This window comes from Devosia sp. Z11_6 (assembly GCF_058133665.1).
On the sequence record NZ_JBYUNQ010000002.1, the window covers coordinates 312336 to 336550 of the forward strand.

General features: G+C 61.5%; 26 protein-coding genes and 1 tRNA gene. 16 read left to right on the plus strand and 11 right to left on the minus strand.

All coding sequences use genetic code 11. From position 1 onward, the window contains the following. Window positions 1-18: 18 nt before the first annotated feature. The 4 genes from AC3YMN_RS06730 to AC3YMN_RS06745 all read right to left on the minus strand — a co-directional run bounded on the left by AC3YMN_RS06730 (window position 19) and on the right by AC3YMN_RS06745 (window position 4011). Entirely contained in the window at window positions 19-906 is an 888-nt protein-coding gene (locus AC3YMN_RS06730; protein WP_127755076.1) for a carbohydrate ABC transporter permease, read from the minus strand. Continuing rightward, window positions 896-1843, minus strand: coding sequence for a carbohydrate ABC transporter permease (locus AC3YMN_RS06735; RefSeq protein WP_127755075.1), 948 nt, complete (start codon window positions 1841-1843; stop codon window positions 896-898). The genes AC3YMN_RS06730 and AC3YMN_RS06735 overlap by 11 nt, the downstream gene beginning before the upstream one ends. Before the next feature lie 3 nt (window positions 1844-1846). Further along, on the minus strand, window positions 1847-3142 hold the full coding sequence (locus AC3YMN_RS06740) for an ABC transporter substrate-binding protein (RefSeq protein ID WP_489889432.1): 1296 nt from the start codon (window positions 3140-3142) through the stop codon (window positions 1847-1849). A gap of 206 nt (window positions 3143-3348) precedes the next feature. Then, window positions 3349-4011 carry a TetR/AcrR family transcriptional regulator gene (locus AC3YMN_RS06745; RefSeq protein ID WP_127755073.1) on the minus strand — a complete coding sequence of 221 codons (663 nt, stop codon included), beginning with the start codon at window positions 4009-4011 and terminating at the stop codon, window positions 3349-3351. A gap of 201 nt (window positions 4012-4212) precedes the next feature. On the opposite strand from AC3YMN_RS06745, the gene AC3YMN_RS06750 reads away from it, so the two are divergent. The 3 genes from AC3YMN_RS06750 to AC3YMN_RS06760 are packed head-to-tail and all read left to right on the plus strand — an operon-like array spanning window position 4213 to window position 7373. Further along, window positions 4213-5364 (plus strand): Gfo/Idh/MocA family protein, encoded by a 1152-nt coding sequence (locus AC3YMN_RS06750; RefSeq protein ID WP_489889433.1) that lies wholly within the window; start codon window positions 4213-4215, stop codon window positions 5362-5364. 3 nt (window positions 5365-5367) lie between these two features. Beyond that, window positions 5368-6555, plus strand: coding sequence for a dihydrodipicolinate synthase family protein (locus AC3YMN_RS06755; RefSeq protein ID WP_489889434.1), 1188 nt, complete (start codon window positions 5368-5370; stop codon window positions 6553-6555). Beyond that, window positions 6552-7373, plus strand: a complete 822-nt coding sequence (locus AC3YMN_RS06760; protein WP_489889435.1) for a sugar phosphate isomerase/epimerase family protein — start codon at window positions 6552-6554, stop codon at window positions 7371-7373. Before AC3YMN_RS06755 ends, AC3YMN_RS06760 begins: the two co-directional genes overlap by 4 nt. Before the next feature lie 51 nt (window positions 7374-7424). Here the strand turns inward: AC3YMN_RS06760 and AC3YMN_RS06765 are convergent, their stop codons facing one another. The 5 genes from AC3YMN_RS06765 to AC3YMN_RS06785 all read right to left on the minus strand — a co-directional run bounded on the left by AC3YMN_RS06765 (window position 7425) and on the right by AC3YMN_RS06785 (window position 14133). Further along, the gene (locus AC3YMN_RS06765) at window positions 7425-7835 is read right to left on the minus strand and encodes a hypothetical protein (RefSeq protein WP_127755069.1); all 411 of its coding nucleotides are present in this window, start codon (window positions 7833-7835) and stop codon (window positions 7425-7427) included. Window positions 7836-7934: 99 nt separating this feature from the next. Further along, window positions 7935-9140: a class I SAM-dependent RNA methyltransferase gene (locus AC3YMN_RS06770; RefSeq protein ID WP_489889436.1), complete on the minus strand. Its 1206-nt coding sequence runs from the start codon at window positions 9138-9140 to the stop codon at window positions 7935-7937. A gap of 93 nt (window positions 9141-9233) precedes the next feature. Next, a complete protein-coding gene (locus tag AC3YMN_RS06775) occupies window positions 9234-12152 on the minus strand; it encodes an FAD-binding and (Fe-S)-binding domain-containing protein (protein ID WP_489889437.1) in 2919 nt (972 codons plus the stop codon). 98 nt (window positions 12153-12250) lie between these two features. Further along, window positions 12251-12988 carry a PadR family transcriptional regulator gene (locus tag AC3YMN_RS06780; protein WP_489889438.1) on the minus strand — a complete coding sequence of 246 codons (738 nt, stop codon included), beginning with the start codon at window positions 12986-12988 and terminating at the stop codon, window positions 12251-12253. Between the two features lie 149 nt (window positions 12989-13137). Next, a complete protein-coding gene (locus AC3YMN_RS06785) occupies window positions 13138-14133 on the minus strand; it encodes a complex I NDUFA9 subunit family protein (RefSeq protein ID WP_489889439.1) in 996 nt (331 codons plus the stop codon). A gap of 135 nt (window positions 14134-14268) precedes the next feature. On the opposite strand from AC3YMN_RS06785, the gene AC3YMN_RS06790 reads away from it, so the two are divergent. The 9 genes from AC3YMN_RS06790 to ptsN all read left to right on the plus strand — a co-directional run bounded on the left by AC3YMN_RS06790 (window position 14269) and on the right by ptsN (window position 20284). After that, complete coding sequence (locus AC3YMN_RS06790; RefSeq protein ID WP_489889440.1) at window positions 14269-14631, plus strand: GFA family protein; 363 nt, start codon at window positions 14269-14271, stop codon at window positions 14629-14631. A gap of 55 nt (window positions 14632-14686) precedes the next feature. Then, a tRNA-Leu gene (locus tag AC3YMN_RS06795) sits at window positions 14687-14771 on the plus strand. Between the two features lie 115 nt (window positions 14772-14886). Continuing rightward, entirely contained in the window at window positions 14887-15501 is a 615-nt protein-coding gene (locus tag AC3YMN_RS06800; RefSeq protein ID WP_173088429.1) for a ribonuclease D, read from the plus strand. A 15-nt stretch (window positions 15502-15516) separates the two neighbouring features. Beyond that, entirely contained in the window at window positions 15517-16158 is a 642-nt protein-coding gene (locus AC3YMN_RS06805; protein ID WP_172121767.1) for a hypothetical protein, read from the plus strand. Continuing rightward, a complete protein-coding gene (locus AC3YMN_RS06810) occupies window positions 16155-16610 on the plus strand; it encodes an LptA/OstA family protein (RefSeq protein WP_127755062.1) in 456 nt (151 codons plus the stop codon). The genes AC3YMN_RS06805 and AC3YMN_RS06810 overlap by 4 nt, the downstream gene beginning before the upstream one ends. Next, window positions 16607-17365: an LPS export ABC transporter ATP-binding protein gene (gene lptB, locus AC3YMN_RS06815; RefSeq protein ID WP_127755061.1), complete on the plus strand. Its 759-nt coding sequence runs from the start codon at window positions 16607-16609 to the stop codon at window positions 17363-17365. The genes AC3YMN_RS06810 and lptB overlap by 4 nt, the downstream gene beginning before the upstream one ends. Before the next feature lie 105 nt (window positions 17366-17470). Further along, window positions 17471-18979 carry an RNA polymerase factor sigma-54 gene (gene rpoN, locus AC3YMN_RS06820; protein WP_489889441.1) on the plus strand — a complete coding sequence of 503 codons (1509 nt, stop codon included), beginning with the start codon at window positions 17471-17473 and terminating at the stop codon, window positions 18977-18979. Between the two features lie 195 nt (window positions 18980-19174). After that, complete coding sequence (gene hpf / locus AC3YMN_RS06825) at window positions 19175-19768, plus strand: ribosome hibernation-promoting factor, HPF/YfiA family (protein ID WP_127755059.1); 594 nt, start codon at window positions 19175-19177, stop codon at window positions 19766-19768. Window positions 19769-19816: 48 nt separating this feature from the next. Next, window positions 19817-20284: a PTS IIA-like nitrogen regulatory protein PtsN gene (ptsN, locus tag AC3YMN_RS06830; protein WP_127755058.1), complete on the plus strand. Its 468-nt coding sequence runs from the start codon at window positions 19817-19819 to the stop codon at window positions 20282-20284. A gap of 37 nt (window positions 20285-20321) precedes the next feature. Here the strand turns inward: ptsN and AC3YMN_RS06835 are convergent, their stop codons facing one another. Next, on the minus strand, window positions 20322-20609 hold the full coding sequence (locus AC3YMN_RS06835) for a DUF1150 family protein (RefSeq protein ID WP_127755057.1): 288 nt from the start codon (window positions 20607-20609) through the stop codon (window positions 20322-20324). Window positions 20610-20623: 14 nt separating this feature from the next. Then, window positions 20624-21043 (minus strand): Hsp20 family protein, encoded by a 420-nt coding sequence (locus AC3YMN_RS06840; RefSeq protein ID WP_489889798.1) that lies wholly within the window; start codon window positions 21041-21043, stop codon window positions 20624-20626. A gap of 260 nt (window positions 21044-21303) precedes the next feature. Here AC3YMN_RS06840 and rpmI point away from each other — a divergent pair, with 260 nt between their 5' ends. The 4 genes from rpmI (at window position 21304) to AC3YMN_RS06860 (ending at window position 24214) form a co-directional block, all read left to right on the plus strand. Further along, a complete protein-coding gene (gene rpmI, locus AC3YMN_RS06845; RefSeq protein WP_127755056.1) occupies window positions 21304-21504 on the plus strand; it encodes a 50S ribosomal protein L35 in 201 nt (66 codons plus the stop codon). Window positions 21505-21527: 23 nt separating this feature from the next. Then, window positions 21528-21929, plus strand: a complete 402-nt coding sequence (rplT, locus tag AC3YMN_RS06850) for a 50S ribosomal protein L20 (protein WP_489889442.1) — start codon at window positions 21528-21530, stop codon at window positions 21927-21929. Between the two features lie 105 nt (window positions 21930-22034). Beyond that, window positions 22035-23165 carry a phenylalanine--tRNA ligase subunit alpha gene (pheS, locus tag AC3YMN_RS06855; RefSeq protein WP_489889443.1) on the plus strand — a complete coding sequence of 377 codons (1131 nt, stop codon included), beginning with the start codon at window positions 22035-22037 and terminating at the stop codon, window positions 23163-23165. A gap of 5 nt (window positions 23166-23170) precedes the next feature. Further along, the gene (locus AC3YMN_RS06860; protein ID WP_489889444.1) at window positions 23171-24214 is read left to right on the plus strand and encodes a 3'-5' exoribonuclease domain-containing protein; all 1044 of its coding nucleotides are present in this window, start codon (window positions 23171-23173) and stop codon (window positions 24212-24214) included. Window position 24215: the final 1 nt, after the last annotated feature.

The window sequence follows — 24215 nt, forward strand, 5'->3', positions numbered from 1 at the left end:
CGGTGTTCCCCTCAGTCATCACCGCTTCATCCCCGTGGTCGCGATGCCCTCGATCAGCAGCCGCTGGAAGAACAGGAAAAACACAAAGATCGGGATCAGCGAGAGCACCGACATGGCAAAGAGCGCGCCGTAATCGCTTTCGCCGGTGGAGTCGGTGAAGGTGCGCAGGCCCAGCATCACCGTGTATTGCCGCATCTCGTTGAGATAGATCAGCGGCCCGAAGAAATCGTCCCAGGTCCAGATAAAGGTGAAGATCGCGGCCGTCGCCAGCACCGGCGTCGACAGCGGCAGGATGATCTTCCAATAGATGCGCCAGGGCGAGCAGCCATCCATTTGCGCCGCTTCATCGAGCTCGCGCGGCAGGCCACGGAAGAACTGCACCATGAGGAAGATGAAGAACGCGTCGGCCGCAAGGAATTTGGGCACGACCAGCGGCAGGATGGTGTCGATCCAGCCGAGCTGGCGGAACAGCACATATTGGGGAATGAGCGTGACCTGATAAGGCAGCATCAGCGTCATCAGCATCAGCGCAAACCAGAAATTGCGCCCGCGGAACTTGAGCCGGGCAAAGGCATAGGCGGCCAGCGAACAGGCCATCACATTGCCCAGCACCGACAGGATCGAGATCAGGAAGCTGTTGGAAAAGAACGTGCCAAAGCTCACCCGCAACCCGTTCCAGCCGCGCCGATAGGCATCGAGGCTCCATTCGCTGGGCCAGAGGCTCGTGGCGTTGAATATTTCGTTTTCCGGCCGCACCGAGGCCGACAGCATCCAGAGCAGCGGATACAGCATGGCGATCGAGGCGCCGATCAGCAGCACATGCACGAGAATGGTGGTCAGGCGCCGGCGCAGTGGCGAAGGCGTATGGGCCGTCACGACCTCGAGGCGGGGCGCGTCAGTCGTCATAATGCACCCAGTACTTGCTGGTCAAAAACGAGAACGCGGTGAACGCCGCCACCAGCGCCAGCAGCACCCAGGCCAGCGCGGAAGCATAGCCCATGCGGAAGAAGCCGAAGGCCTCCTGGTAGAGGTAGAGCGTATAGAACAGCGTCGAATTGATCGGATTGCCGGTGCCGCCCGAAATGATGAAGGCGGGGGTGAAGCTCTTGAACGCGTCGATGGTCTGGATGATGGCGTTGAAGAACACCACCGGCGTCAGCAGCGGCAGGGTGATCTTGACGAACTGGCGCCAGCGGCTGGCGCCATCAAGGCTCGCCGCCTCATACATGTCGGTTGGGATCTGCCGCAGGCCGGCGAGGAAAATGATCATGGGCGAGCCGAACTGCCAGATCGACAGGATCACCAGCGTCCAGAGTGAATAGCGCGGATTGGAAATCCAGCTCGGGCCGACAATGCCGAGTGGCGCCAGCAGCTGGTTGACGAGGCCGTCGCCGGCAAAGATCTGCCGCCACAAAATGGCGATGGCGACCGAAGCACCCAGCAGCGATGGCAGGTAGAACAGCGCGCGGTAGAGGGGCAGCCCCTTGATGCCACGATTGAGCAGCATGGCGACGCCCAGCGCAAAGGCCAGCTTCAGCGGCACCGAAAACAGCACGAAAAACAGCGTCACCCGCATGGAGGCGGCAAATTTCGGGTCATTGGTGAACATGCGGACATAGTTGTCCGCGCCAACCCAGTCGGGCGAGGTCAGCAGGTCGAAGTCGGTGAAGCTGAGATAAAGCGAGGAAATTATCGGCCCGATGGTCAGGCCGAAAAAGCCGATGAACCAAGGCAGCAAAAACAGATAGCCCGGCGCATCATTGTGCCAGATGCGCGACAGGAAGGAGGGAGAATGCGCGCGCTCCCGTGCAGGAGCGTCGGTTGCAAGGGAGCGCGCAGTCATGGATTAGCCTGCCCGGGTCAGGATGGCGGTCGCTTCGCCAACAAAGTACTGGGCGCCGTCTTCAGGCGAGCGGGCGCCAAAGCCCACTTCCTGGCCGACGGTGCGCAGCAGCGAGATGTCGATCTCGCCCGCGGCGGCTGGTGGTGGTGGGGGCAGCGGCCCCAACAGGTCACCCAGGTTCGCCACGAAATTAAGGGCGATCTGGTTGGCTTCGTCCAGCGTGGGCGCCACAGCTTCGCGCACGGCCACTGCTGGCGGGATGCCGCGTTCCACGCCCAGGATCTTGCCTGCTTCCACATCATTGATGAAGAAATCGAGGAATTTGGCGGCCGCTTCCTTGTTCTGCGAATTGGCGCCCACCGAAAAGAACATCGATGGCTTGCGGTAATGCCCACCGCCCTGCCCGGCCGCGATGCGCGGCTGGCCGCACATATCGAGCTTGTCTTCCATCAGCGCCTGGTAGCCCACCAGCTGGTTGGAGTTGGACGGCATCAGCGCCGCCTTTTGCTGCACCAGCATCGTGGTTTCGAGCGGGCCGGTATCAAGCGCTTGTTCTTCGGCGGCAACGCAGACGCCCGCTTCGCGCAGACCCTGCCAAAGGGTGAACCACTCGGTCATGTCCTCGACGCCAAAGCCCAGCTGGCCCTCGGCGGTATAAAGGGCCTTGCCGCGCTGGCGCAGCCAGTTGTCGAGCGCCGGCTCGGTATAGGAGGCATCCATGATGGCCTTCATGCCGCCACGGATATTGGCCGACTTGAAGGCCTCGCCCATGGCCATCAGGTCATCATAGGTCCAGGCATTGGTGGGCGGGGTGACGCCCGCTTCCTCGAATGCGGTGGTGTTGATCAGGGTGCAAACCGAATTGGCGCCAAGGCTGACGCCGTAAAGCTTGCCCCCAACCTTGCCGCCCTCGAGCTGGTCGGCATCGTAATTGTCAAGCTTGAGCGTAGTGCCCACGAATTCGTCGAGCGGCGCGATGGCGTTGCGGTTCGCGTATTCAACGATGTAGCGGTAATCCATCTGGATAATGTCAGGCGCATTGCCGCCAGCGGTTTGTGTGGCGAGCTTGGGCCAGTAATCGTTCCAGGCCAGGAACTCGCCCTGGATCTCACCGCCATTGGCCGCGGTGAACAGATCCGTCACTCCATAGGTGCGGTCGGCGCGCGCCTGGCCGCCCCAGAAGATCAGGCGCAGATTGGCGCCTTCCTGGGCAACGCCCGGGCGAATGCCGGCGACGGCTCCCGCCATCAGGGCCGTACTGCCGAGCAGGAAGCTGCGGCGGTCGATACGAATAGTCATGATGTCCTCCCATGAACAGCTGCCCGCCCTGGTCAGGGACGGATACGAGCGCGGCCTCCCCCGCCGCTAACTCACCAACTGGTTACAACACTGTGTCAGACTTTGGTCGATGTCAAGCACCGCCAAGCCCTTCTTGTATGGAAGACGAAAAACGGCACAAACGCAAGCTGTTCAGAAGGCGTTCATAATCTGTTCATCTATGTGGCTCAACTCGGGCGCGTGCGCAGGTAATCGAGCACCATCTGCACCGCTTGCGCCTCGCGCTCCTGCACCATGGCCACGCTGGCAAGGTCCCGGTCAAAGATCACCGACAGGGTCGCCATGTTGGAAACATAGAAGAATCCGAGGGCCGCGATGGAGATATAGAGCTGCACCGCATCCACATCGCCGCGGAAAATGCCGGCCTGATTGCCGCGCCGCACGATCTCGGTGATCTGCCCAACCAGGGGGGAGTGGAGGGCGCGGATATCCGGCATGGTCTTGAGAAAACGGGCATTCTCCAGATTTTCGGTTCCCAAAAGCCTTGGAAACCAAGGGTTTGCCAAGAAGTGGCGGAAGGTGAACCGCACCAGCCGGTCCATGGCTTCCACCGGGCCATATTGGTCCAGGCTCAGCGCCCGCTCACCCTTGCGGATCTCGCCATAGGCGTCGAGCAGCACCGCGCGGTAGAGATCTTCCTTGTTGCCGAAGTAGTGATAGAGCAGCCGTTTGTTGGCGCCCGCCCGCTCGGCAATGGCATCCACCCGCGCACCCTCAAAGCCCCGTTCGGCAAATTCAGCCCGCGCCGCCACCAGGATCGCCGCCTTGGTCTTGCCGGAGTTGCGGGCCCGCTTGACCCCATTCTCCACCCCACTCGGCGCCTGATCCATCTGCCTCATCCAAACCGAGCTGCCGCGCCGCCCTACCCCCGACGGATACCAGCCGCACCAGCGGGGGTAAAGTGTTTCAAAGCCGAACTGGAAAGTGCATTGGTTGAAGCCGCCAGGGAGGGGCCCCTTGACTGTGTGGGCTCTCCGCGTGTACGCAAGTAACTAAACAGTTACGCCGCAGTGGCGCGGGGGGAAAACAGCATGGCGCAGCAGCGACTTGGCTTGATCATGCATGGCGTGACAGGCCGCATGGGGTACAATCAACACTTGGTCCGCTCGATCCTGGCGATCCGCGATCAGGGTGGCGTGGCGCTGAGCAACGGCGACCGCCTGATGCTGGACCCCATTATCGTCGGACGGGATCGCGAGAAAATTCAAGCACTTGCCGAGAAGCACGGTATTGCACGCTGGACAACAGACCTCGACGCTGCCCTCGCCAATCCGGAAGACACCGTGTTCTTTGACGCCGGTACCACCCTGATGCGCGCCGAGTTGCTGGAAAAAGCCCTCGCCGCCGGCAAGCATGTTTATTGCGAAAAGCCGATCTCCGACGATCTCGACGTCGCCGTTCGCCTCGCGAAAACCGCCCGCGCCTCGGGCCTCAAACATGGCGTCGTGCAGGACAAGCTATTCCTTCCGGGCCTTCTCAAGCTCAAAATGCTGCGCGACAGCGGCTTTTTCGGCAAGATCCTCTCGGTACGCGGTGAGTTCGGTTACTGGGTGTTCGAAGGTGACTGGCAGCCGGCGCAGCGCCCCTCCTGGAACTACCGCAAGGCGGATGGTGGCGGCATCATTCTCGATATGCTCTGTCATTGGCGCTATGTGCTCGACAATTTGTTCGGGGAAGTGCAGGCCGTGTCCTGCCTAGGCGCCACCCATATTCCGGAGCGCGTCAACGAAAAAGGTCAACGCTTCAAAGCAGATACGGACGACGCGGCTTATGCTACCTTCGAGCTCGAAGGCGGCGTCGTGGCCCAGATCAACTCCAGCTGGACCACTCGTGTGCGCCGCGATGACCTTGTCACCTTCCATGTCGATGGCACGCTTGGCTCTGCCGTGGCCGGGCTGCACAAGTGTTGGACCCAGCATCGCGTCAATACGCCAAAGCCTGTGTGGAACCCCGACCAGCCGCAAACCATGAACTTCTTTGCCGATTGGGAAGAAGTGCCAGACAACTGGCCCGCCCAAAACGGCTTTAAAGCCCAGTGGGAGATGTTCCTGCGCCATGTTGCCGAGGATGCGCCTTGGCCCTATGGGCTCGAAGCGGGTGCCAAGGGGGTGCAGTTGGCCGAACTGGGCCTCAAGAGCTGGGCCGAACGGCGCTGGCTGGATGTCCCCAAGCTGGAGTTTTGAGGCATGAGCAAGGTCCTCACCCAGCCCACCATCCGACTGCTCAATGCCGACCGGTCAATCACGCCCTACCGGCTCACCGGAGGCCCCATTCCTTTCGTTAAGTTCAAGGCGCAGGATTTCCCGCGCGTTGCCTATGCTGCGGCCCATGTGGTCGCCGATCCCCTTGCCAGCAACGATCCGTGGCTTGCGCCCGCTGTCGACTGGGACACGACGCTCCAGTTCCGGCATCGACTGTGGGATCTGGGACTGGGTGTGGCCGAAGCCATGGACACTGCCCAGCGCGGCATGGGCCTAACCTGGACCGAGGCGCAGGAGTTGATCCGGCGTTCGCAAGCCGAGGCACGAACGCGCAGTGACGCATTGATCGCCTATGGCGCCGGCACTGACCATCTGGCGCCAGCGCCCGATGTCACGATCGACGACATCATCAAGGCCTATGAGGAGCAGGTCGGCTTTGTTGAAAGGGAGGGAGGCCGGGTCATCCTGATGGCCAGCCGCGCCCTTGCCTTTGCACCCAAGTCACCGGACGATTATGCGCGGGTTTATGGGCATGTTCTCGGCCAGGTGCGGCAGCCCGTGATCATGCACTGGCTGGGAGAAATGTTTGATCCGGCGCTGCAGGGTTATTGGGGCAGCATAGATCATGATGCGGCGATGGATGTGTGCCTTGATGTGATCGCGGCCAATGCCGACAAAGTCGATGGCATCAAGATTTCGCTCCTGTCAGCGCAAAAAGAGATTGCGATGCGCCGACGACTGCCCGCATCCGTCAAGATGTATACCGGCGACGACTTCAACTATGCCGAACTGATTGCCGGGGACCAGCAGGGTTATTCCCACGCCCTGCTCGGGATTTTCGACGCTATCGCCCCGGCCGCATCGGCGGGCCTGGCCGCGCTTGGCCGTGGCAATACCGATGAGTTCTTCGATCTGCTCGAACCAACAGTGCCGCTGAGCCGCCATATCTTTGCTGCCCCAACGCGGTTCTACAAAACGGGCGTAGTGTTCCTGGCCTATCTTAATGGCCTGCAGGACCATTTCACCATGATCGGTGGTCAGCAGTCGGCCCGTTCGCTCCAGCACCTCTGCGAATTGTTCCGCCTTGCTGACCGCGCTCGCGTGCTTGCCGATCCTGATTTGGCCACGAGTCGGATGCGCGCTGTCCTTGCGGTCCATGGAGTGGAGGCATGAACGGAGAGATTTCGCTGAACCTCGCCACAACGCGGCAGCAATGGGGCTTTGGGGAAGCGGTAGATGGTTGCTTGCGCCACGGCATCACGGCCATTTCGCCCTGGCGCGACCAGATCGAGGCCATCGGGATCGAGGAAGCCGCCAACATCGTGCGCAGCAATGGCCTACGGGTAACTGGCGTGTGCCGCGGGGGCATGTTTCCTGCTGAAACAGCACTAGGTCGGCAGGCAAATATCGACGACAATCTGCGCGCCATCGACCAAGCTGCCGCCCTACGCGCCGACTGCCTCGTGCTCGTGGTAGGGGGCCTTCCGGGTTCTTCCAAGGACTTGCCGGGCGCGCGGGGAATGGTGGCCGACGGGATTGCTGCCATGCTGCCCCATGCCCGTGCGTCGGGCGTTCGCATTGCGATCGAACCCTTGCATCCGATGTATGCCGCAGACCGCGCCTGCGTGAACACGATCGACCAAGCGCTCGATATTTGTGCATCGCTGGACGAGAGCGTTGGCGTTGCCATCGATGTCTACCATGTCTGGTGGGACCCCCACCTAGCGGAGGCAATCGCGCGGGCGGGGCGGATGAACCGGATCTTTGCCCACCATATCTGTGATTGGCTGGTGCCCACGACCGATATGCTGCTTGACCGCGGCATGATGGGCGATGGGGTGATCGACCTGCCCGCCATTCGCGCAATGATCGAAACTGCAGGCTACCATGGCCCGCAGGAAGTGGAGATTTTTTCGCGTGACAACTGGTGGCAGCGGCCCGGAGACGAAGTGCTGGACGTGATCAAGGAGCGCGTGGCAACGGTCTGCTGAAAGCGCAAAAAGCCCCCGAACCAAGCGGTCCGGGGGCTGGACTAAACAGCCCTACATACGGGTGTAGGTCAGGGTCTGGCAGAGAATGGCTGCGCGGCAGCCCTGGATGTCGATGGTATCAGGGCTCGTCTGGGTGACGGTGGCCTCAGCGCTGATTCCACCCGCGGAAAGCGCGCCCTTCCATTCGTTTGGACCGGTCTGAGGCGCCTGCATCACCATCTTGCCTACGAAAGCCAGGTTCTCTTCGGTCGCGGACTCACCTTCGAGATTGGTCAGCACGCCGCAAAGATCGGTGCCGCTGTCGCCGCAAAGCGAGAACTGAAACGATGTACCGTATTTATCCACGAAGTTGCCTTCCGGGGATGCGGTGTTAGCGGTGGAGGCGGCCTCTTGGGCAAAACTTGGGGCAGCAAAAGCAGCACACAAGACGCCAAGGCTCAGAGCGTATTTCAAAGATTGCATGAGTTTCTCCGTGGACAACAACGCCCGCCCCACGCAGTCGTCCTTGTTAATCGATGGGTGGGTAACGCGCCTTGTCTCAGGCGGTTGCTTGATAGACCCCTATTGGCGCCGGAAAGTGGCAGCAATCTCGATATGGGTGGATTGGGTGAACTGATCCACCGCAACAAGGTCGCTCATAGTAAATCCGGCGCCGATCAGCAGCGCTGCGTCCCGAGCGAAACTGCGCGCGTCACAAGAGACCATCACCACCACTCTGAGCTTGGAGTTACTGAGCTCGCGCACCTGCGCCTCGGCCCCGGCGCGGGGCGGATCAAGCACCACCGCATCGAACTCGTTGAGTTCGAACTGCGTCAGGGGATCGCGGAACAGGTCGCGAGCCTTGGCAGTGATCTCCCGCAGACCTTTGGCGTAGCGGCGCGCCTTGTCGAGTGCTGCGATACCGGCCTTGTCGGTGTCGGCGGCGTAGAGGGGCCTTGCCTCAGCCAGCCGCAACGCGAACGGGCCGACACCGCAAAATAGATCGGCCACCTTTTTAGCCTTGCCCACCGCGCCGAGCACATAATCCGCCAGCGCTGACTCGGCGGCTTCAGTGGCCTGCAGAAACGATCCGATCGGTAGCTCAACCGTAGCTCGACCCATGGACACCAGCGGCGCTTGGGCTTGCAGTACCAGTTCGCCATTGAGCGCTAGGCGAGCCAAGCCGAACTGGTTGACGAGTGGCTCGATCCGCTTGGCGCGCGCCTGTTTTTTTTCTGTCCGAACGGCCACATCGAGCCCCGTTAGCGTGGCGGTGAAAGCCACATCGGCCTCACCCAGGGTTGCCATCACCGCCGCGGCGATCCGCGGGGCGCGAGAGAGCGCGGGCACCAGGATAGGACAGGCATCGATGGGGTAAACCTCGTGGCTACGCAGGCGCATATACCCAGGGCCTTCGCGCCGCGCATGCAAGGTAGCCCGGCGGCGTCCCTGCCCAGCCGCATCGATGAAGCGCTCAACCTTGGCATCCAAGCCGACATAGCGTAGCTGCGTTTCGATGATGCCGGTCTTGAACGCTTCGTAAGCGGCGCGTTCGAGATGCTGGAGTTGACAGCCGCCACAAAAGCCGAAGTGCGGGCAAAAAGGCGTGATCCGCTCAGGTGCGGGCGCTAGCACCTCAAGCAGGGTGCCTCGCTCGCCGTCCGCCTCGATCACCACCGTTTCGCCGGGCAGCGCCAATGGCACGAAGACCTTGCGGCCATCAATCTCGGTGACGCCCTCGCCCTTGTGGCCGAGGCTTAGAATAGTGGCGGTGAGGGTCATAATCATCCAATGGCTTGCCCGCCGTGCAGTATCCAAGGGGAAGGCGGCGGGCAAGCGAAGCTTATCAGGGTAGCCGGTACGGAGGGCCGCGTGGCGCCTTTAGTCGCCCGGGCGACTTACATATTCGAGCAGGCTAGCCAGCCCCACAAAGGGAATACCGGCATGCTCGGAGAGTCCAGAGGCACAAGTGGAAACCGTCGAAACACCCAGCGTGCAGCCTGGCGGAATATCGTTCCTGGCAAATCGGCTGGCAAAGCGGTTGAGTTCGGGGATGAACAAGCCCTTGTCGCCGGCGTAACCGCAGCAGGTGACGGACGACAATACCGCGATCTGGCTGGCGCAGGCGCGGGCGATCGCCTCCGTAGCCCCCTGCTCACCCAACCGCTGGGCCGAACAGTTATGATGCACAGCCACGACCGGGAGGGGCTGCGTAACGGTCAGCTGCGGCAGGATATGGGTGACGATGAACTCGCTGGAATCCAGCACCGGCGCGCCTTCGGGAGCGCCGCGCAGGTGCTTGGCGCAAGTGGAAGCGTCGGTGACGGTCAGGTCCCCTTGCAACGCCGAGAGTTCGTCCAGGAGCGCGGCGCCTACTTGCACGGCTTGTTCGGGAAAGCCCTTGGAGTGGAATGGCTGGCCGCAGCATTGGCCATTCAGGTGGTCGGGCATAACAACATCGAACCCGGCACGATCCAGCAGCGCCAGCATGGCGTCAGGTACGGCAAGAAGATCGAACTCGGTCTTGGGCGCGCCGAACATGCGGGTGGCGCAGGACGGGAAATAAGCCACGCGCTGGCGCCCACCTTGCACGATGGGCACGGGAAAACCGGTGCGGCGAGGATCGTCGCGGGATATGACGGGCGGGGCCTTTGGGGCTCCAGGGCCAGGTTTAAGGGTCCGCGAAACTCGCGGCACATGCTTGTCGGTCAACCGGCGGGCGGTTTCCGTCACCGTTTCAATCAACGGCGCCGAGACAACGGCCTTAGCCGCGTCCGCAAGCGCCACACCCCCACGCATGAAGCTTTCAATAGCGCCGGTATGATCGGCGGCAAAGCCGGCTACCGAACGGGCAAAATCGGTACGGCGCTCACCGCGTTCCTTGATGATCCTTGTGCCCGTTTCGATACCCACGGGGCACCGAAGGGAACAAAGATTACAAGCGGCACAGGTGTCAATGCCGGCGTAGCGGAAGTCATCGTCGAGACGAGCCAGGAGTGCCGGATTTTCGCCGCTGGCCCGTAGCCGAGCCCGCTCGCGCGTCACCGCAATGCGCTGGCGTGGCGACAAGGTCATCTGGTGGCTGGGACAAGCAGGTTCGCAAAAACCGCATTCGATGCACATGTCGATGAGCTCATCGGCCAGCGGCATCACCTTCAAGTGCTTCACGTGAATCTTTGCGTCGTCGTTGAGCAAGACGCCGGGGTTGAGCAGGTTCTCCGGATCAAAAAGGGTCTTGATCCGGCGCATTACGCCGTATGCGCGCGAACCCCATTCAGCTTCCACAAAGGGCGCGATGGCGCGGCCTGTGCCGTGCTCCGCCTTGAGCGAGCCGCCATAGCGGATCGAGACAAGCTGCGACAGCGCGACAGAAAACTCATCGAACCTCTCGGCCGAGCCTGGCTGGGAAAAGTTGTCACTCATCTGGAAATGGAGGTTTCCCGCCAGGGCGTGGCCGAAGATGATGGCATCTTCGTAGCCGTGGTCATCCAGCAGCTGGCGCATGTCGATGACAAAGTCGGCGAGTTGGTCGATCGGAGCCGCCACGTCTTCGGTGAGCATGGAAGTGCCCTTCGGCCGCGCTGCGCCGCCGGAAGTGAAGAACCCCTTGCGGATATCCCAAAGCGCGTGTGACCGGGCCTCGTCAGTGGAAAAATCGATATGAGTGGCGTTTTCTTCAGCTAGGATCGCTACGGCCTTTTCGACTTCGCGCTCGAGCGTTTCCGCGTCTGGAGCCGTGACATCGATCAACACGGCAGGCGAGTGATCCGTCAGCCAGGGCAGGAGCGGCGCCATGGGAGCCAGATGCTCCACCGTCGCCAAGGCCCGGCGTTCCATATATTCGGCTGCAGTGACGCCAGTAGTCACATGTACGCCGCCATTAGCGAGCCGGATAATGGCGCGTGAGGCGGCGTAGGGATCGGGGAACGGCACCAGCGCCGTCGACTTAAAGGGATGCTCGGGCACAGTGTTGTAGGTGACTTCGGACACAAAGCCCAAAGTGCCTTCCGAGCCCACGATCAGATGCACAAGGATGTCGAGCGGGTCGTGGTAGTCGACCAACGCATTGAGTGAGTACCCGACAGTATTCTTGATCGCGTATTTCTTGCGGATGAGGGCAACAAGTTCCGCGTCGGCCATGACTTGGGCGTGAAGCGCGGCAATGCCGTCGAGCAGATCGGCGCGGTTCTGGCGGAACGATTCACGTGAAACCGGATCACCGGAGTCGAGAACTGTGCCATCGGTGAGCACGATCCGCAGGCGCGCCATGGTGTGATAGGTGTTCTGGGCAACGCCGCAGCACATTCCGGACGAGTTGTTGTTGACCACGCCGCCAATCTTGCACGTGGCCTGGCTGGCTGGGTCGGGACCAAGCTTCTTGTTGAAGGGCTTGAGAGCACGGTTGGCGTGCGCGACGATGATCGCGGGCCCTAGCGTCACTTGCTCGGCGCCGGGATGGATGTCGAGCTTGCGCCAGCCGTCGCCGAGAACTGCAAGCACCCCATCGGTCACGGCCTGACCCGACAAGGACGTGCCGGCGGCCCTGAAGGTTAGCGGCAGACCCTCCGCACGGCAGGCTTGCATTACTGCCTGCACATCGGCCTCGGAATTGATGAAGACTACGGCAGCCGGGATAAGCCGATAAGAAGACGCGTCGCCGGACCACGCATAGGTCATCAGCGGGTCGGTCATCATCTTTTCGGATGGGATCACGCCCTTGAGGCGCGCGACGAGCCGTTCGCCCGCGGCCTGACGATCAAGCGGGGGCTGGGTGACAGGGGTAATGAGAGCTTGCTGCATCTCAATCCACTAACATGTTAGTAGCTGCGTCGGAAGCGGCTCACATCCTTGTTGGGCAAAAAACTGCCCGGCTCATGCCGGGCAGCTAGGCTTAGCACTCAGATGTCGACGTCGTCATCAGGGTGCGTCCCGAGAGCCGTCAAATCAGCTGCGGCACGGTGAAGGATAGTCGCGGCTTCTGTTTGCCGCTGGGGCGAGTAGTGGCGGGCCGCCTTGATGGCAGCCTTGAGCGCTTTACGGGCTTCATTCAGGTCGGGAACGACGCCTTTCATGTCGGTGTCGGATGCGTGTTCAGCAGCCGCCCCCTGTTCGCCGCTGGAGGACGCGCCGCTGGCAGCGTCAGACCCCTCGGGCCGATCGCCGCCAAACGGCCAATCGGTACGGGCGAAATCGCGGAACCGGTGCACCTGTTCGCCTGCTTTGGCGAGAAAGGCCAACGTGCCCTCGATCGCCTCGCGATTGTCTGCCAGGTGGGCACGGCCGGCATCGGTGATGGTATAAAGCTTCTTGTTACCATCGGCAGCGGAGGTCACATAGCCCGCTTCCTCAAGGAAGGTCAGAGCGGGGTAAACCACGCCAGGACTTGGAGCGTAAAAGCCGCCAGAGCGCTCTTCCACGGCCTTGATCAGATCATAACCGTGCCGGGGCTGCTGTTCGATCAGATACAGGGCCACCAGCCGCAGATCGCCCGAAGCTAGCATGCGGCCGATGCGGAAATTTCCGCCGACATTGCCCAGAAGGCTCGCATCGGCTTGGTAGGCCAGACGGCCCCAGCGCCGCGCCATCTGTTCTAGTCGCCGCCAGTTCAGTTCGCCGTCACGTCCAGAAGGTGCCATGATGTGTCTCCGATATATCTCAATTCCCCGGCTGCTTACATTGGGTCCGCAAAAGAGCATTCAAGATATATCTCGAACAAAATGCTGAGCACGAAAAAGCCGCCCCCTCAGGTGAGAAGGCGGCCAAGATATTTTAGGGTGCTAAGTGGCTAGAGCGTTGCGCCTTCGTTGGCGCCTTCGATGAGGTTGCGATCGAACTGGCCGTTGCGACGGAAGCGCCACATGTAAGTGGGCAGGATAGTATCCATCGAGGTCGGCACGATGCCGAGCCCTTCCAATGTTCGCTTCTCGCGGATAGCCGCTTCGGACACGACATTGTCGACCCCAAGCAGTTCCACTTGATCCTTGGTCAGCAACGGCTGGCCGGGGAGGATCGACAGTGGCAGAGCCAGGAGCTTGGCCATCCCCGGGGAGAGCGGCACCAGCGGGCGTTTGCGGGCTGTCTCGCGCAGTATGCGGGTCAGAAGCTCCCGATGGGTTTCAACCTGCGGCCCACCCAGTTCGTAGGTGCGACCACCTTTGACCTTGCCGCTCGCGGCAAGCGTTACTGCATCGGCAACATCGCCAACGTAAACCGGCTGGAAGCGGGTGTCGCCACAAACCAGAGGCATGGCTGGGAACATGCGGGCCAGCGAACCCATGAGGTTAAAGAAGCCATCGTCCGCGCCGAACATCAGCGAAGGGCGCAGGATGACCGCTTGGGGGAAGGCGGCCAGCACGGCGGCCTCGCCCGCCAACTTGCTGCGGGCATAGGCGCTTCGCTCCGCCCGATCCACCCCGAGGGCCGACAGATGCACCAGCACCGAAGCCCCCGCAGCCTTGGCAGCGGCCGCGACGGTCTGAGCGCCTTGAGTATGAACGGCATTGAAGGTCTGCGCCCCGCGTTCGCCGCCAATACCAACAAGGTTGATCACCACATCGGCACCGGCGACCGCTCGCGCCACCGAAGCTGCATGGCGCAGATTGGCCTGAATTGGCTGAATCTGCCCGACATTGCCATAGATCGTAACATGGCCCGCCAGGTCAGGACGCCGCACGGCCACCCGGATGCGATACCCAGCCCGAGACAGTGCCTGGACCACTTGGGTGCCCAGGAATCCGGAGCCTCCGAAGATCGTCACCAGTTTTTCGTTGAGGGGGTCCATGGCAGGCTCCGGCAGCAATGGAAGGACAAGCTAGCCGTGCTCTTAGCCTAAGGCGCGGGATTGGTCGAGAGGCGGTGGATGCACGCTCTTGACACAATAACAATGGTGTTCCCTATTTGTTTCAGGGAGGCGAACATGACTGACATGAACACTTATTCGGGCGGATGCCATTGCGGCGCGGTCCGATACACGGCCCAGACCGAGTTGGACAGTCTGATGACCTGCAACTGTTCCCGGTGCAAAAGGCTAGGCTGGGTGATGCAGCCTGTCCCATCGGTTCGGTTCAATCTGATCCGCGGCGCGGACAATCTCACCCTCTATCACTTCAACACCAACACCATTGATCATCTGTTCTGCAAAACCTGCGGCATCGAATCGTTCGGCCGGGGCCGAGACGAAAACGGCACCGAAACGGTGATGATCAACGTCAACTGCCTCGATGATGCACCGCCAGTTAACACTGGTGCCGTGACGCATTGGGATGGGGCTAATATGTGAATTGAAACAATAGGCGTTGACATCGGTCGGCGCCGGCCCTAACAACGCCCCGCCTGCCCAGATGGCGGAATTGGTAGACGCGCACGGTTCAGGTCCGTGTACCGCAAGGTGTGGAAGTTCGAGTCTTCTTCTGGGCACCATTATTCAAGAAGGCCGGCCGCTGTGAAGCGGGCGGCCTTCTGGTTTTTGGTCTCGCCTTTTCAATGCCCTGATGCTGTGCCAAGAGGAATGCTGCATCCGTTTGTTGAGATCAACATGACCCCCAGACTGCATCGCGGCGACCTGCCCGACCTTTCGCGCTATGGCCGCGAGGTGGCGATTGACACTGAAACCATGGGACTGCATCCGCATCGCGACCGCTTATGCGTAGTGCAGCTGTCGCCCGGTGATGGCAGTGCCGATGTGGTGCAGATTCCGGCCGACAGCAACGAGGCGCCCAATCTCGCCCGACTGCTCGCCGATCCTGAGCGGACCAAGATCTTCCATTATGCCCGTTTTGACGTGGCAGTCCTCAAGCACCGCTTTGGCGTGGTGGCCGGTCCGGTCTACTGCACGAAAATCGCGTCCAAACTGGTACGCACCTATACGGATCGCCATGGGCTCAAGGACCTGGTCCGTGAGTTGCTCAATATCGATCTCTCCAAGCAGCAGCAAAGCTCGGACTGGGGGGCCGAAAAGCTCAGCGACGCACAACTCGATTATGCCGCTTCGGACGTGCTTTACTTGCACGACCTCAAGCGTCATCTCGATCGGATGCTCCGGCGCGAAAACCGCACCGAACTGGCCCGGGCTTGCTTTGACTTCCTTGCCACCCGATGCGAATTGGATTTGCTGGGGTGGGATGAGACCGACATCTTTGCCCACAGTTAAGGCGTGGGCCTGTCCATGACGGAGCAGCACGCCACGAGCACTGACCGCCTTGCCACCTACCGACGCTTGCAGGGCCGCAACCGCATGGTGGGCGTGTTACGCGTTGCGGTTCCCGCTCTCGGGGCGGTGACCCTGCTGCTGCTGGTAGGGCAGATCTACCTGTCCAGCCTGCTGGATCAATTCAGTATCGGCGAAGTCAGCATGGATCGTGAGAGCATCCGGGTGGAAGCACCCGAATATGCCGGAGTCTTGTCCGACGGCTCCGCTTATCGGGTGCGGGCGAGCGACGCGCAGGCGATGCTCAATTCGACCGAGCAGATCGCCTTGCGCGACGCCGCCCTCAACGTTGTGCGCCCCGATGGGGTAGTGTTCGATGCGAGCGCTGATAGCGCGGTTCTGGACACAGCTCAAAGAGTGGTTCGGATCGAGGGCGCGTCCGACATCAGTGACAGCACCGGCACCAGCGGCACGATCGAGCAGTCGGTATTTGATTGGAGTGCGCAGACGCTGACCGGCGATGGCCCGGTCGTTATCCACTATGCCGACGGTACGGAGTTGACCGCTGCGGGAATGCAGTTCGACGCGGAGGCGAGCGTCTGGACATTTAGTGGCGCCACCGTAACCCTGCCCCACACGCCTGGAGCCCAGCCCCGATGATGATGCGATCGCTGTTGTCGATTTTGTTGCTGCTTTGCCTGTCTGGGCTGGCCGCAGCGCAGGACCGCGTCGCCATCACGGCGGACCTGTTCACCCTAAACGAGGCAGAGCGGGAAGCGGTGTTTACCGGCAATGTCGTGGTGACCCATCCAACGGTGAAGGTCTGGGCCACCAAGGTCGTTGCCACCTATGGCGCTGGGGGCACTACCGATATCGAGACCTTTGAGGCCACGGGGGACGTGAAGCTCGAAACACCCGACCAGACCGCAACGGGAGAGCGGGCCGTGTTTACCCCGGGCGATCAACTGCTGCGCCTCACCGGCAATGTGAAGGTGACCAATTCGGGCGGCACGGTGGATGCCGGCGAACTCGTCGTCAATCTTGCAACCAATGTGTCTACCTTCACCGGTGGCAAAGGCGGACGCGTCACCGGCGTGTTTACCTCGCAATGAACGAGACGCGCGCCCAAGGCCGAATTGACCAGACCGGATGGCTGGTTGCGCATAGCTTGGCCAAGAGCTTCGGCAAGCGCGTCGTCGTGCGCGATGTTTCCATTGCCGTGCGGCGGGGCGAGGCTGTGGGCCTGCTGGGTCCCAACGGAGCGGGCAAGACTACGGTTTTCACCATGATCATGGGGCTGGTCAAACCCGATGCAGGCGATATCCGGCTCGATGGGCGACCAATTACCCACCTGCCGCTGTTCCAGCGCGGCCAGTTAGGCATTGGCTATTTGCCGCAGGAGCCATCGATTTTCCGCGGCCTATCGGTGCGCGGCAACATCATGGCCGTTTTGGAGAACCATGTTCGGGGGCGCAAGGCACGCCAAGCGCGCCTGGAAGCCCTGCTCGATGAGTTCTCGATCTCGCACCTCGCCAAGGCCAACGCCTTGTCCCTTTCCGGCGGCGAACGCCGGCGGGTGGAACTGGCGCGCGCCTTGGCGGCCGACCCCGTGTTCATGCTTCTTGACGAACCCTTTGCCGGCGTCGATCCGATCGCGGTGGCCGAGGTCAAGGGGTTGGTTAAGCAGTTGACGCAACGGGGCATTGGCGTGCTCATCACCGATCACGCGGTGCGCGAAACCCTGGGTCTGGTGGATCGTGCCTATGTGATTCATGGTGGCAAGGTGATGATCCAGGGCAAGCCCGAAACGATCAGCGCCGACCCTGATGCCCGGCGCGTTTACCTCGGCGAGAATTTCGCCATCTGAACCGCAACCGCCTTCTTGGCATGGAACTTGCCCTTGGCCTGCAACTGAGTCATGTTGCACGCGGGAAGCGCGGCAGAAGTGCCGCAAATGGGCGTGAGGACAGTTATGGCATTAGGGCCGCGGCTGGAGTTTCGGCAGGCGCAAAGCCTGACGCTGACGCCGCAATTGATGCAATCGATCCGGCTGTTGCAGTTGAGCCATCTCGAACTCAATGAGTTCGTCGACGCCGAATTACTGCGCAATCCGCTACTGGAGCGCGCTGAAGGCGACGGCGCGTCAGTGACGGGGGATCTGACTGAGGCCGCTGACCAGCCAGAGACCGGCAGCGGTTTTGCTGACACACTGGACAGCGCGGTGCATTTGCCCACGGCCGAGGCCATTGCGGAGCACCTCGACACGGCCGTGGAAGATGTTTTCCCCGAACAGCACAGATCGGAGGGCCAAGTCTCAAGCGGTCGCGAGCGTGACAGTGTGGATTGGAGCGAGGCACCCGATCTGGACCAGTTCCTTTCGGCTCGCCCGAGGCTCTCGGATCACCTGGAACGCCAGGCCAATCTGATCTTGCGGACGGCTTCGGACCGCCTGATCGCCGGCGCCCTGATCGGGCAACTGGATGAGGCGGGTTATCTGAGTGCGCCGCTGGACACGACGGCCGAGCAACTCGGCGCTGAGTTGGCGGACGTGGAGGCTGTTCTCGGAGCGCTTCAAGGGTGTGAACCGGTCGGAGTGTTCGCGCGGGACCTTGCTGAGTGCCTTGCTATTCAGCTCAGGGAAGCCAATCGGTTGGACCCACTGATGCAGGGCCTGCTCGCTCATCTTCCGATGCTGGCCGAGCACAACCTTTCCGGTTTGCAGAGAGCCATCGGCTGCGATCGGGAAGATCTGCTCGACATGCTCGCTGAACTGCGCCGGCTTGATCCCCGTCCGGGCCTGGCCTTCGACTCTGGCCCGGCTGAAACAGTGGTGCCCGACGTGTTTGTGCGCCCTGCTCCTGATGGTGGCTGGGGCATCGAGCTCAACAGCGAGGTGCTGCCTCGAGTGTTGGTTGACCGGGTGTACTACGCCACCGTGTCCAAGCGGACGCGCGAGCCAGGCGACAAAGCCTTTCTGTCAGATTGCCTCGCCAGCGCCAATTGGCTGACCAAGAGCCTTGACCAGCGGGCCCAAACCATCATCAAGACGGCGGCGGAAATCGTGCGCCAGCAGGACGGTTTTTTGCGCCACGGCATCGCTTATCTGCGGCCGATGACCCTCAAAATGGTGGCCGACTCTATTGATATGCACGAATCAACCGTCAGCCGCGTCACCTCCAACAAATACTTGGCGACGCCGCGCGGGCTGTTCGAGATGAAATACTTCTTCACGACCGCCATTGCCGCTTCTGACGGCGGCGGGGACCATTCGGCCGAGGCGGTGCGCCATCGCATCCGCCAGCTGATCGAAAGCGAATCGCATAGCGATGTGCTGTCCGATGACACGATCGCGGCCATGCTCAAGCGCGAGCAGGGTATCGAACTGGCCCGGCGGACGGTCGCCAAATATCGGGAAGGTATGAACATCCCCTCCTCGGTGATCCGCCGGCGCCAAAAACGAGATCTGGCGACAATGGCCTGAGACCGGCGCCTGTCCGCTTGCAACCGGCCGGTACGACCATGTTGCATAGGGCAGGTTCGAACCGAGGGGGCAAGTTACGCGTTGGGTGCGTGATGGCTGCAACCAGCTTGCCCAGGGAGTGGCACATTTAGTCGGCCCACCAAGGGTTACTCTGGCTACGGCGCATCAAGCGAGAACAAAAAGAAAGAGGATGCCATGAGCTTACGCGTTTCGGGAAAGAACATGGATGTCGGCGATGCCCTGCGCGGTCGTGCGGAGGAGCATATCGACGCAGCAGTGGGGAAGTATTTCGACGGCAATTATGACGGCCACCTCACCCTTACTCCCGACGGAACTGGCTTCCTGGCCGATTGTGTAGTGCATCTGGACACCGGAGCCGTGTTGCAGGCGAGCGCCCAGGGTGGCGACGCCATCGCCGCCTTCGAGCTGATGACGCAACACATCGAAAAGCGGTTGCGCCGGTATAACCGGAAGCTCAAGTCGCATCGGCGCGGTGGATTCGGCGTCGGCGACACCCAGGTGCCCGACGCCGACGGAACCGCGCAATACACGGTATTTGGTGCAGGCGATCAGCTTGAGGAACTTCCAGAAGATTATGCGCCACCTGTGATCGCGGAGACCACGAAAAACCTGCGCTCGCTGAGCGTGGAAGAGGCCGTCATGGAACTGGATATGACCAGCGCCGGGGCTGTGATGTTCCGCCACGCTGGACATGGCGGGCTGAATGTGGTTTACCGCCGCTCCGACGGCAATATTGGCTGGATCGATCCGGCATTGGGCGCAAACTAGACCCGAGTAATTGCTGCACCAAGAAAAATCTAGATTAAGGCTATAGTGATGGAGTTGGCCGACATTCTGGCTGAACGCGCGGTGCTTGCTTGTACGGGAGTGCAATCCAAGCAGCAGCTATTCCAAGAGCTTGCCCAACGGGCCGCCGAACTGACGGGACTCGAGCGCAACGACATCCTTGATGCTATTACCAATCGCGAAGCCCTGGGCTCGACGGGCCTGGGCAACGGGATCGCGATTCCACACGGAAAAACCGCCGGCATCAAACAGGTGACGGCGGTGTTTGCCCGGCTTGACCAGCCGATCGAGTTCGATGCAGTCGACGATCAGCCCGTAGACCTCGTCATGATGCTGCTGGCACCAGCCGGCGCGGGGGCGGATCACCTCAAGGCGCTGTCGCGGGTGGCCCGCTTGTTGCGCACCGAAAGCGTGGTCGAGGAGTTGCGCCGCGCCGGCGATGAAGCTCAGCTTTACGCCATTCTAAGCAGCCCATCGGACACCAACTACGCCGCGTGAGCCGCCGTTGGCGGCCGGCCTTCCAGTTGGATTCGCTTTAATGGACGGTAGCCAGCCCTAGATTGCGGGTGCCGAGCCATTCGCTAACGGCATCCTCGGTATCGGTTACCAGCAAGGGTGTGCCATCGGCAGACATGACGAGTTGATAAACCTCGTCAGTGTTGAACTCGGCTTCCTCGATCATGGCCGACAGCACATCGCCGCCCACGGGCCGTACATAGGCCACCGCGCTGCCGCCAAGTGCGGCAAACTGGGCCCGCGTGAGAGACTTTAGCGGATTGGCCAAGGTCTCAGTGTAATTTTCAGTGTTACGCTTTTCGTACATAACTGGCCCTTTCCTCAAACTGAGCGAATTTCAATGCGCCGGGCAATCTTGGGCGCTTGGGGGCGCTCGATGGTAACAACGAGCAAACCGTGGCTTAAAGTTGCATCCCTGACGATCATGCCGTCGGCGAGCAGGAAGGAACGCTGGAACTGGCGGGCGGCAATGCCGCGATGCAGGAACTGACGCGCACCATCTTCCTTTTGCCGACCCCGCACGAGGACCTGCCCATCTTCGGCAGTCACTTCCAGATCGTCGGGCGAGAACCCGGCGACGGCAATCGATACCTGGAACTGTTCAGTCCCATCCGGAGCGGTGCTACGCTCTATGTTATAGGGCGGGTAGCCTTCGGCAGCCTTGGCCAGGCGGTCTACCCGCTCTTCCAGATTGTCGAAGCCCAACAAAAAGGGCGCAGAAAACACCGAGACACGCGACATGCAGCCGTCCTTGATCACAAGCAACGCATTGGCGCGGACCCAGAAAGAACGGCATCACGCGCCTTGCCAACATATGGTGGGCGCCCGGCGCTGTTCAAGGCGGCCCAATTTGCTCGCTGGTGACGGCTAGGCTCTTGCCTTGTGCCGCCTTTGGCCCTATAGAGCCGGCTTCTGCTGACCGCCCGGCCTCAGGCATGCCGTGGCGGTCTTTGAATGCGATAGGCCCTCTGTCTATCCTCGTAACACCAAGGACCCGCAAAATGCCCAAGATGAAGACTAAATCGGGCGCCAAGAAGCGTTTCAGCTTCACGGCAACCGGTCGCGTCAAGGCCGGCGTCGCCGGCAAGCGCCACCGCCTGATCAACCACTCGGCCAAGTATATTCGCACCAATCGTGGGACCAAAATCCTGCAGAAGGGCGATGAATCGCTGGTCAAGTGGTACATGCCGTACAACCGCTAACGCTCTCGAAAGGACCCTGACACATGTCACGCGTTAAAAGAGGCGTTACCAATCACGCCCGTCACAAGAAGGTCTTGAAGGCTGCCGAGGGTTACTACGGCCGTCGCAAGTCTACGATCCGTATCGCCAAGCAGGCCGTCGAAAAGGCCGGCCAGTACGCCTACCGCGACCGCCGCGTCAAGAAGCGCAACTTCCGCGCCCTCTGGATCCAGCGCATCAACGCTGCCGTGCGCGATTACGGATTGACCTATGGCCGATTTATCGACGGCCTCAGCAAGGCTGAGATTGCCGTTGACCGCAAGGTGCTCTCCGATCTCGCGATCACCGAGCCCGCAGCGTTCGGCGCACTGGTCGAAAAGGCCAAGGCAGCCCTGGCGTATCTGGAAGGCGTTGAAGCCACCACCCACGCCCGCGTTTCTGCCTAAGACTCTCCTTCGCTGAGGTCATCATTGCGCCTTGTGCCACCCGGAAGGGCTGGTGCAAGGCGCTTTGTTTTGGTCTAACCGCGTTCACTCAATCCGGATCTCCCCATGTCTCTTGATCAGCAGATCGATCTTCTCCGCGCCGAGCTTACCGACGCCATTGCCGCTGCCGCCGATGCCGGCGCGCTGGATGCGGTTCGCGTTGCCGCGCTGGGCAAGAAGGGCAGTGTTTCGGCGCTGCTAGCGTCCCTGGGCAGCATGGCCCCTGAAGAACGTAAATCGGCGGGTCCAGCGATCAACGGGCTCAAGAGTGAAATTGCCGGCCTGATCGAAGCTCGGGGGGCAGCGCTCGAGGCCGAAGCGCTCGCAGCACGTCTAGCAGCCGAAACGGTCGACATTACCCTGCCCCTGCAGCCGGCACCGACCGCCCGGGGCCGCATCCACCCCATCAGCCAGACGCTGGATGAGATCACCGCGATCTTTTCGGATATGGGCTTTTCCATCGCCGAAGGTCCCGACATCGAGACGGACTACTACAACTTCACCGCCCTTAATTTCCCCGAAGGCCACCCGGCCCGGGAAATGCATGACACCTTTTTCATGAAGCCCGGCCCAGACGGGGTCAAAAAGCTGCTGCGCACCCACACCTCGCCGGTGCAGGTCCGCGTGATGCAGAAAACCAATGAAAAGCCGGCCGCGAGCTATATCACGCCGTCCATGGATCCGCCGATCCGGGTAGTGATCCCTGGGCGCACCTATCGCAACGATTCCGACCAGACCCACACGCCCATGTTCCATCAGGTGGAGGGGCTGGTGATCGACAAATCCAGCCATATCGGCCAGCTGCGCTGGGTGCTCGAGGAGTTCCTCAAGGCGTATTTCGAAGTGCCTAATGTGACGCTGCGCTTCCGGCCGAGCTTTTTTCCCTTCACCGAGCCCAGCATGGAAGTGGATGTGCGCTGCGACCGTTCGGGTAACGAGGTCAAGATCGGCGAAGGTAATGATTGGCTCGAGATCCTGGGCTGCGGCATGGTGCACCCCAATGTGATCCGCAATGCCGGGCTCGATCCGGACGTTTATCAGGGCTTTGCCTGGGGGATGGGGATCGACCGCATCGCCATGCTCAAATATGGCATGCCCGATCTGCGCCAGTTCTTTGACGCCGACCAGCGTTGGCTGGACCATTATGGGTTCCGCCCGCTGGACCTGCCGACCTTGTTTGGCGGGCTGTCGAGCTAACAGTTATGGCTGACCTGCCGCCCCCTTATCGCGATGCCGTCCAGTTCAGCTTCGGCGACTCGCCCGAGCTGGCGGATGAGCTGCTTGCCCTCGTGCTTGCCGGCAAGAAGACGGCAACCTGCGGCGCCTTACGTGATTTCGGGCCAGGCAAGGAACCCCTGCCCCGGGCCGGACGGCGCGATGTCGTGCTGAACGGAGCGGGGGAAGCGGCGGCGGTGATCGAAACTCTCTCGGTCGAGGTCAAGCGGTTCGATGAGATCGGTCCGGAGTTCAGCGACCTTGAGGGCGAAGGCCCCTATGCCGAGTGGTGGGCCGGCCATGAGCGTTATTTTGCTCGCAATGGTGGCTTTGCTCCCGACATGCCGGTGGTCTGCGAGCAGTTTCGGCTGGTTGAGGTACTGCCTGCCGGGCGCCCCGTGTATAATCAGGTGGCGCGGCCGATCTTTATCGTCACCGATATTGAGTCGGACGGCCCGACCCCGCTGCACAATTCGATGCTGAGCTTTGCGGCCGTGGCGGTCGAAGCAGATGGGACGCGACATGGCGAGTTCGAGGCCGTGCTGCAGGCGCGCCCGGATCGGCATGCCAACGAAACCACCATGGCCTGGTGGCAAACCCAGCCGGAAGCCTGGGCAGCAGCAACCACGGGAGCCGAGCCGGCGGAGACGGTAATGCCGCGCTTTGCCGATTGGGTGGAAAACCTGCCCGGACCCAAGGTCTTTGCTGCCGCCCCCCTTATGTTTGACGGCCTGTGGATGGACCATTATCTCGACCAGTTTGCCGGCACGCGAGTGCTGAGCGGTCCCTTCAAGGGCCGGCAGATCTTTCGTGGCGGCGGGGTCTGCCTTTACACCATGGCCGGAACGCTGCGTGGCGCGCCCTATCTCGATTGGGGCATGAGCAAGCTGCCCGCCGAGTTCTACGGCCATATCGCCCACACCCATCATGCGATCGACGATGCCCGCGGCTTTGCCCGGGTCCTTGTCGAATTGTTCAAGATTTCCCGCGCCCTGCCGCCGATCACCGGCAGCCAGAGCGACTTCCGTTAAG

Excerpts from the sequence above, each read along its gene's own strand:
- hpf (WP_127755059.1), top strand. The coding sequence starts at position 19,175 with ATGAGCTTACGCGTTTCGGGAAAGAACATGGATGTCGGCGATGCCCTG.
- ptsN (WP_127755058.1), top strand. The coding sequence starts at position 19,817 with ATGGAGTTGGCCGACATTCTGGCTGAACGCGCGGTGCTTGCTTGTACG.
- AC3YMN_RS06755 (WP_489889434.1), top strand. The coding sequence starts at position 5,368 with ATGAGCAAGGTCCTCACCCAGCCCACCATCCGACTGCTCAATGCCGAC.
- AC3YMN_RS06750 (WP_489889433.1), top strand. The coding sequence starts at position 4,213 with ATGGCGCAGCAGCGACTTGGCTTGATCATGCATGGCGTGACAGGCCGC.
- AC3YMN_RS06860 (WP_489889444.1), top strand. The coding sequence starts at position 23,171 with ATGGCTGACCTGCCGCCCCCTTATCGCGATGCCGTCCAGTTCAGCTTC.
- AC3YMN_RS06765 (WP_127755069.1), bottom strand. The coding sequence starts at position 7,835 with ATGCAATCTTTGAAATACGCTCTGAGCCTTGGCGTCTTGTGTGCTGCT.
- AC3YMN_RS06785 (WP_489889439.1), bottom strand. The coding sequence starts at position 14,133 with ATGGACCCCCTCAACGAAAAACTGGTGACGATCTTCGGAGGCTCCGGA.
- AC3YMN_RS06770 (WP_489889436.1), bottom strand. The coding sequence starts at position 9,140 with ATGATTATGACCCTCACCGCCACTATTCTAAGCCTCGGCCACAAGGGC.
- AC3YMN_RS06790 (WP_489889440.1), top strand. The coding sequence starts at position 14,269 with ATGACTGACATGAACACTTATTCGGGCGGATGCCATTGCGGCGCGGTC.
- AC3YMN_RS06735 (WP_127755075.1), bottom strand. The coding sequence starts at position 1,843 with ATGACTGCGCGCTCCCTTGCAACCGACGCTCCTGCACGGGAGCGCGCG.
- pheS (WP_489889443.1), top strand. The coding sequence starts at position 22,035 with ATGTCTCTTGATCAGCAGATCGATCTTCTCCGCGCCGAGCTTACCGAC.
- AC3YMN_RS06835 (WP_127755057.1), bottom strand. The coding sequence starts at position 20,609 with ATGTACGAAAAGCGTAACACTGAAAATTACACTGAGACCTTGGCCAAT.
- AC3YMN_RS06740 (WP_489889432.1), bottom strand. The coding sequence starts at position 3,142 with ATGACTATTCGTATCGACCGCCGCAGCTTCCTGCTCGGCAGTACGGCC.
- AC3YMN_RS06775 (WP_489889437.1), bottom strand. The coding sequence starts at position 12,152 with ATGCAGCAAGCTCTCATTACCCCTGTCACCCAGCCCCCGCTTGATCGT.
- lptB (WP_127755061.1), top strand. The coding sequence starts at position 16,607 with ATGAACGAGACGCGCGCCCAAGGCCGAATTGACCAGACCGGATGGCTG.
- AC3YMN_RS06760 (WP_489889435.1), top strand. The coding sequence starts at position 6,552 with ATGAACGGAGAGATTTCGCTGAACCTCGCCACAACGCGGCAGCAATGG.
- AC3YMN_RS06800 (WP_173088429.1), top strand. The coding sequence starts at position 14,887 with ATGACCCCCAGACTGCATCGCGGCGACCTGCCCGACCTTTCGCGCTAT.
- AC3YMN_RS06810 (WP_127755062.1), top strand. The coding sequence starts at position 16,155 with ATGATGATGCGATCGCTGTTGTCGATTTTGTTGCTGCTTTGCCTGTCT.
- AC3YMN_RS06730 (WP_127755076.1), bottom strand. The coding sequence starts at position 906 with ATGACGACTGACGCGCCCCGCCTCGAGGTCGTGACGGCCCATACGCCT.
- AC3YMN_RS06745 (WP_127755073.1), bottom strand. The coding sequence starts at position 4,011 with ATGGATCAGGCGCCGAGTGGGGTGGAGAATGGGGTCAAGCGGGCCCGC.
- rpmI (WP_127755056.1), top strand. The coding sequence starts at position 21,304 with ATGCCCAAGATGAAGACTAAATCGGGCGCCAAGAAGCGTTTCAGCTTC.
- rplT (WP_489889442.1), top strand. The coding sequence starts at position 21,528 with ATGTCACGCGTTAAAAGAGGCGTTACCAATCACGCCCGTCACAAGAAG.
- AC3YMN_RS06840 (WP_489889798.1), bottom strand. The coding sequence starts at position 21,043 with ATGTCGCGTGTCTCGGTGTTTTCTGCGCCCTTTTTGTTGGGCTTCGAC.
- AC3YMN_RS06780 (WP_489889438.1), bottom strand. The coding sequence starts at position 12,988 with ATGGCACCTTCTGGACGTGACGGCGAACTGAACTGGCGGCGACTAGAA.
- rpoN (WP_489889441.1), top strand. The coding sequence starts at position 17,471 with ATGGCATTAGGGCCGCGGCTGGAGTTTCGGCAGGCGCAAAGCCTGACG.
- AC3YMN_RS06805 (WP_172121767.1), top strand. The coding sequence starts at position 15,517 with ATGACGGAGCAGCACGCCACGAGCACTGACCGCCTTGCCACCTACCGA.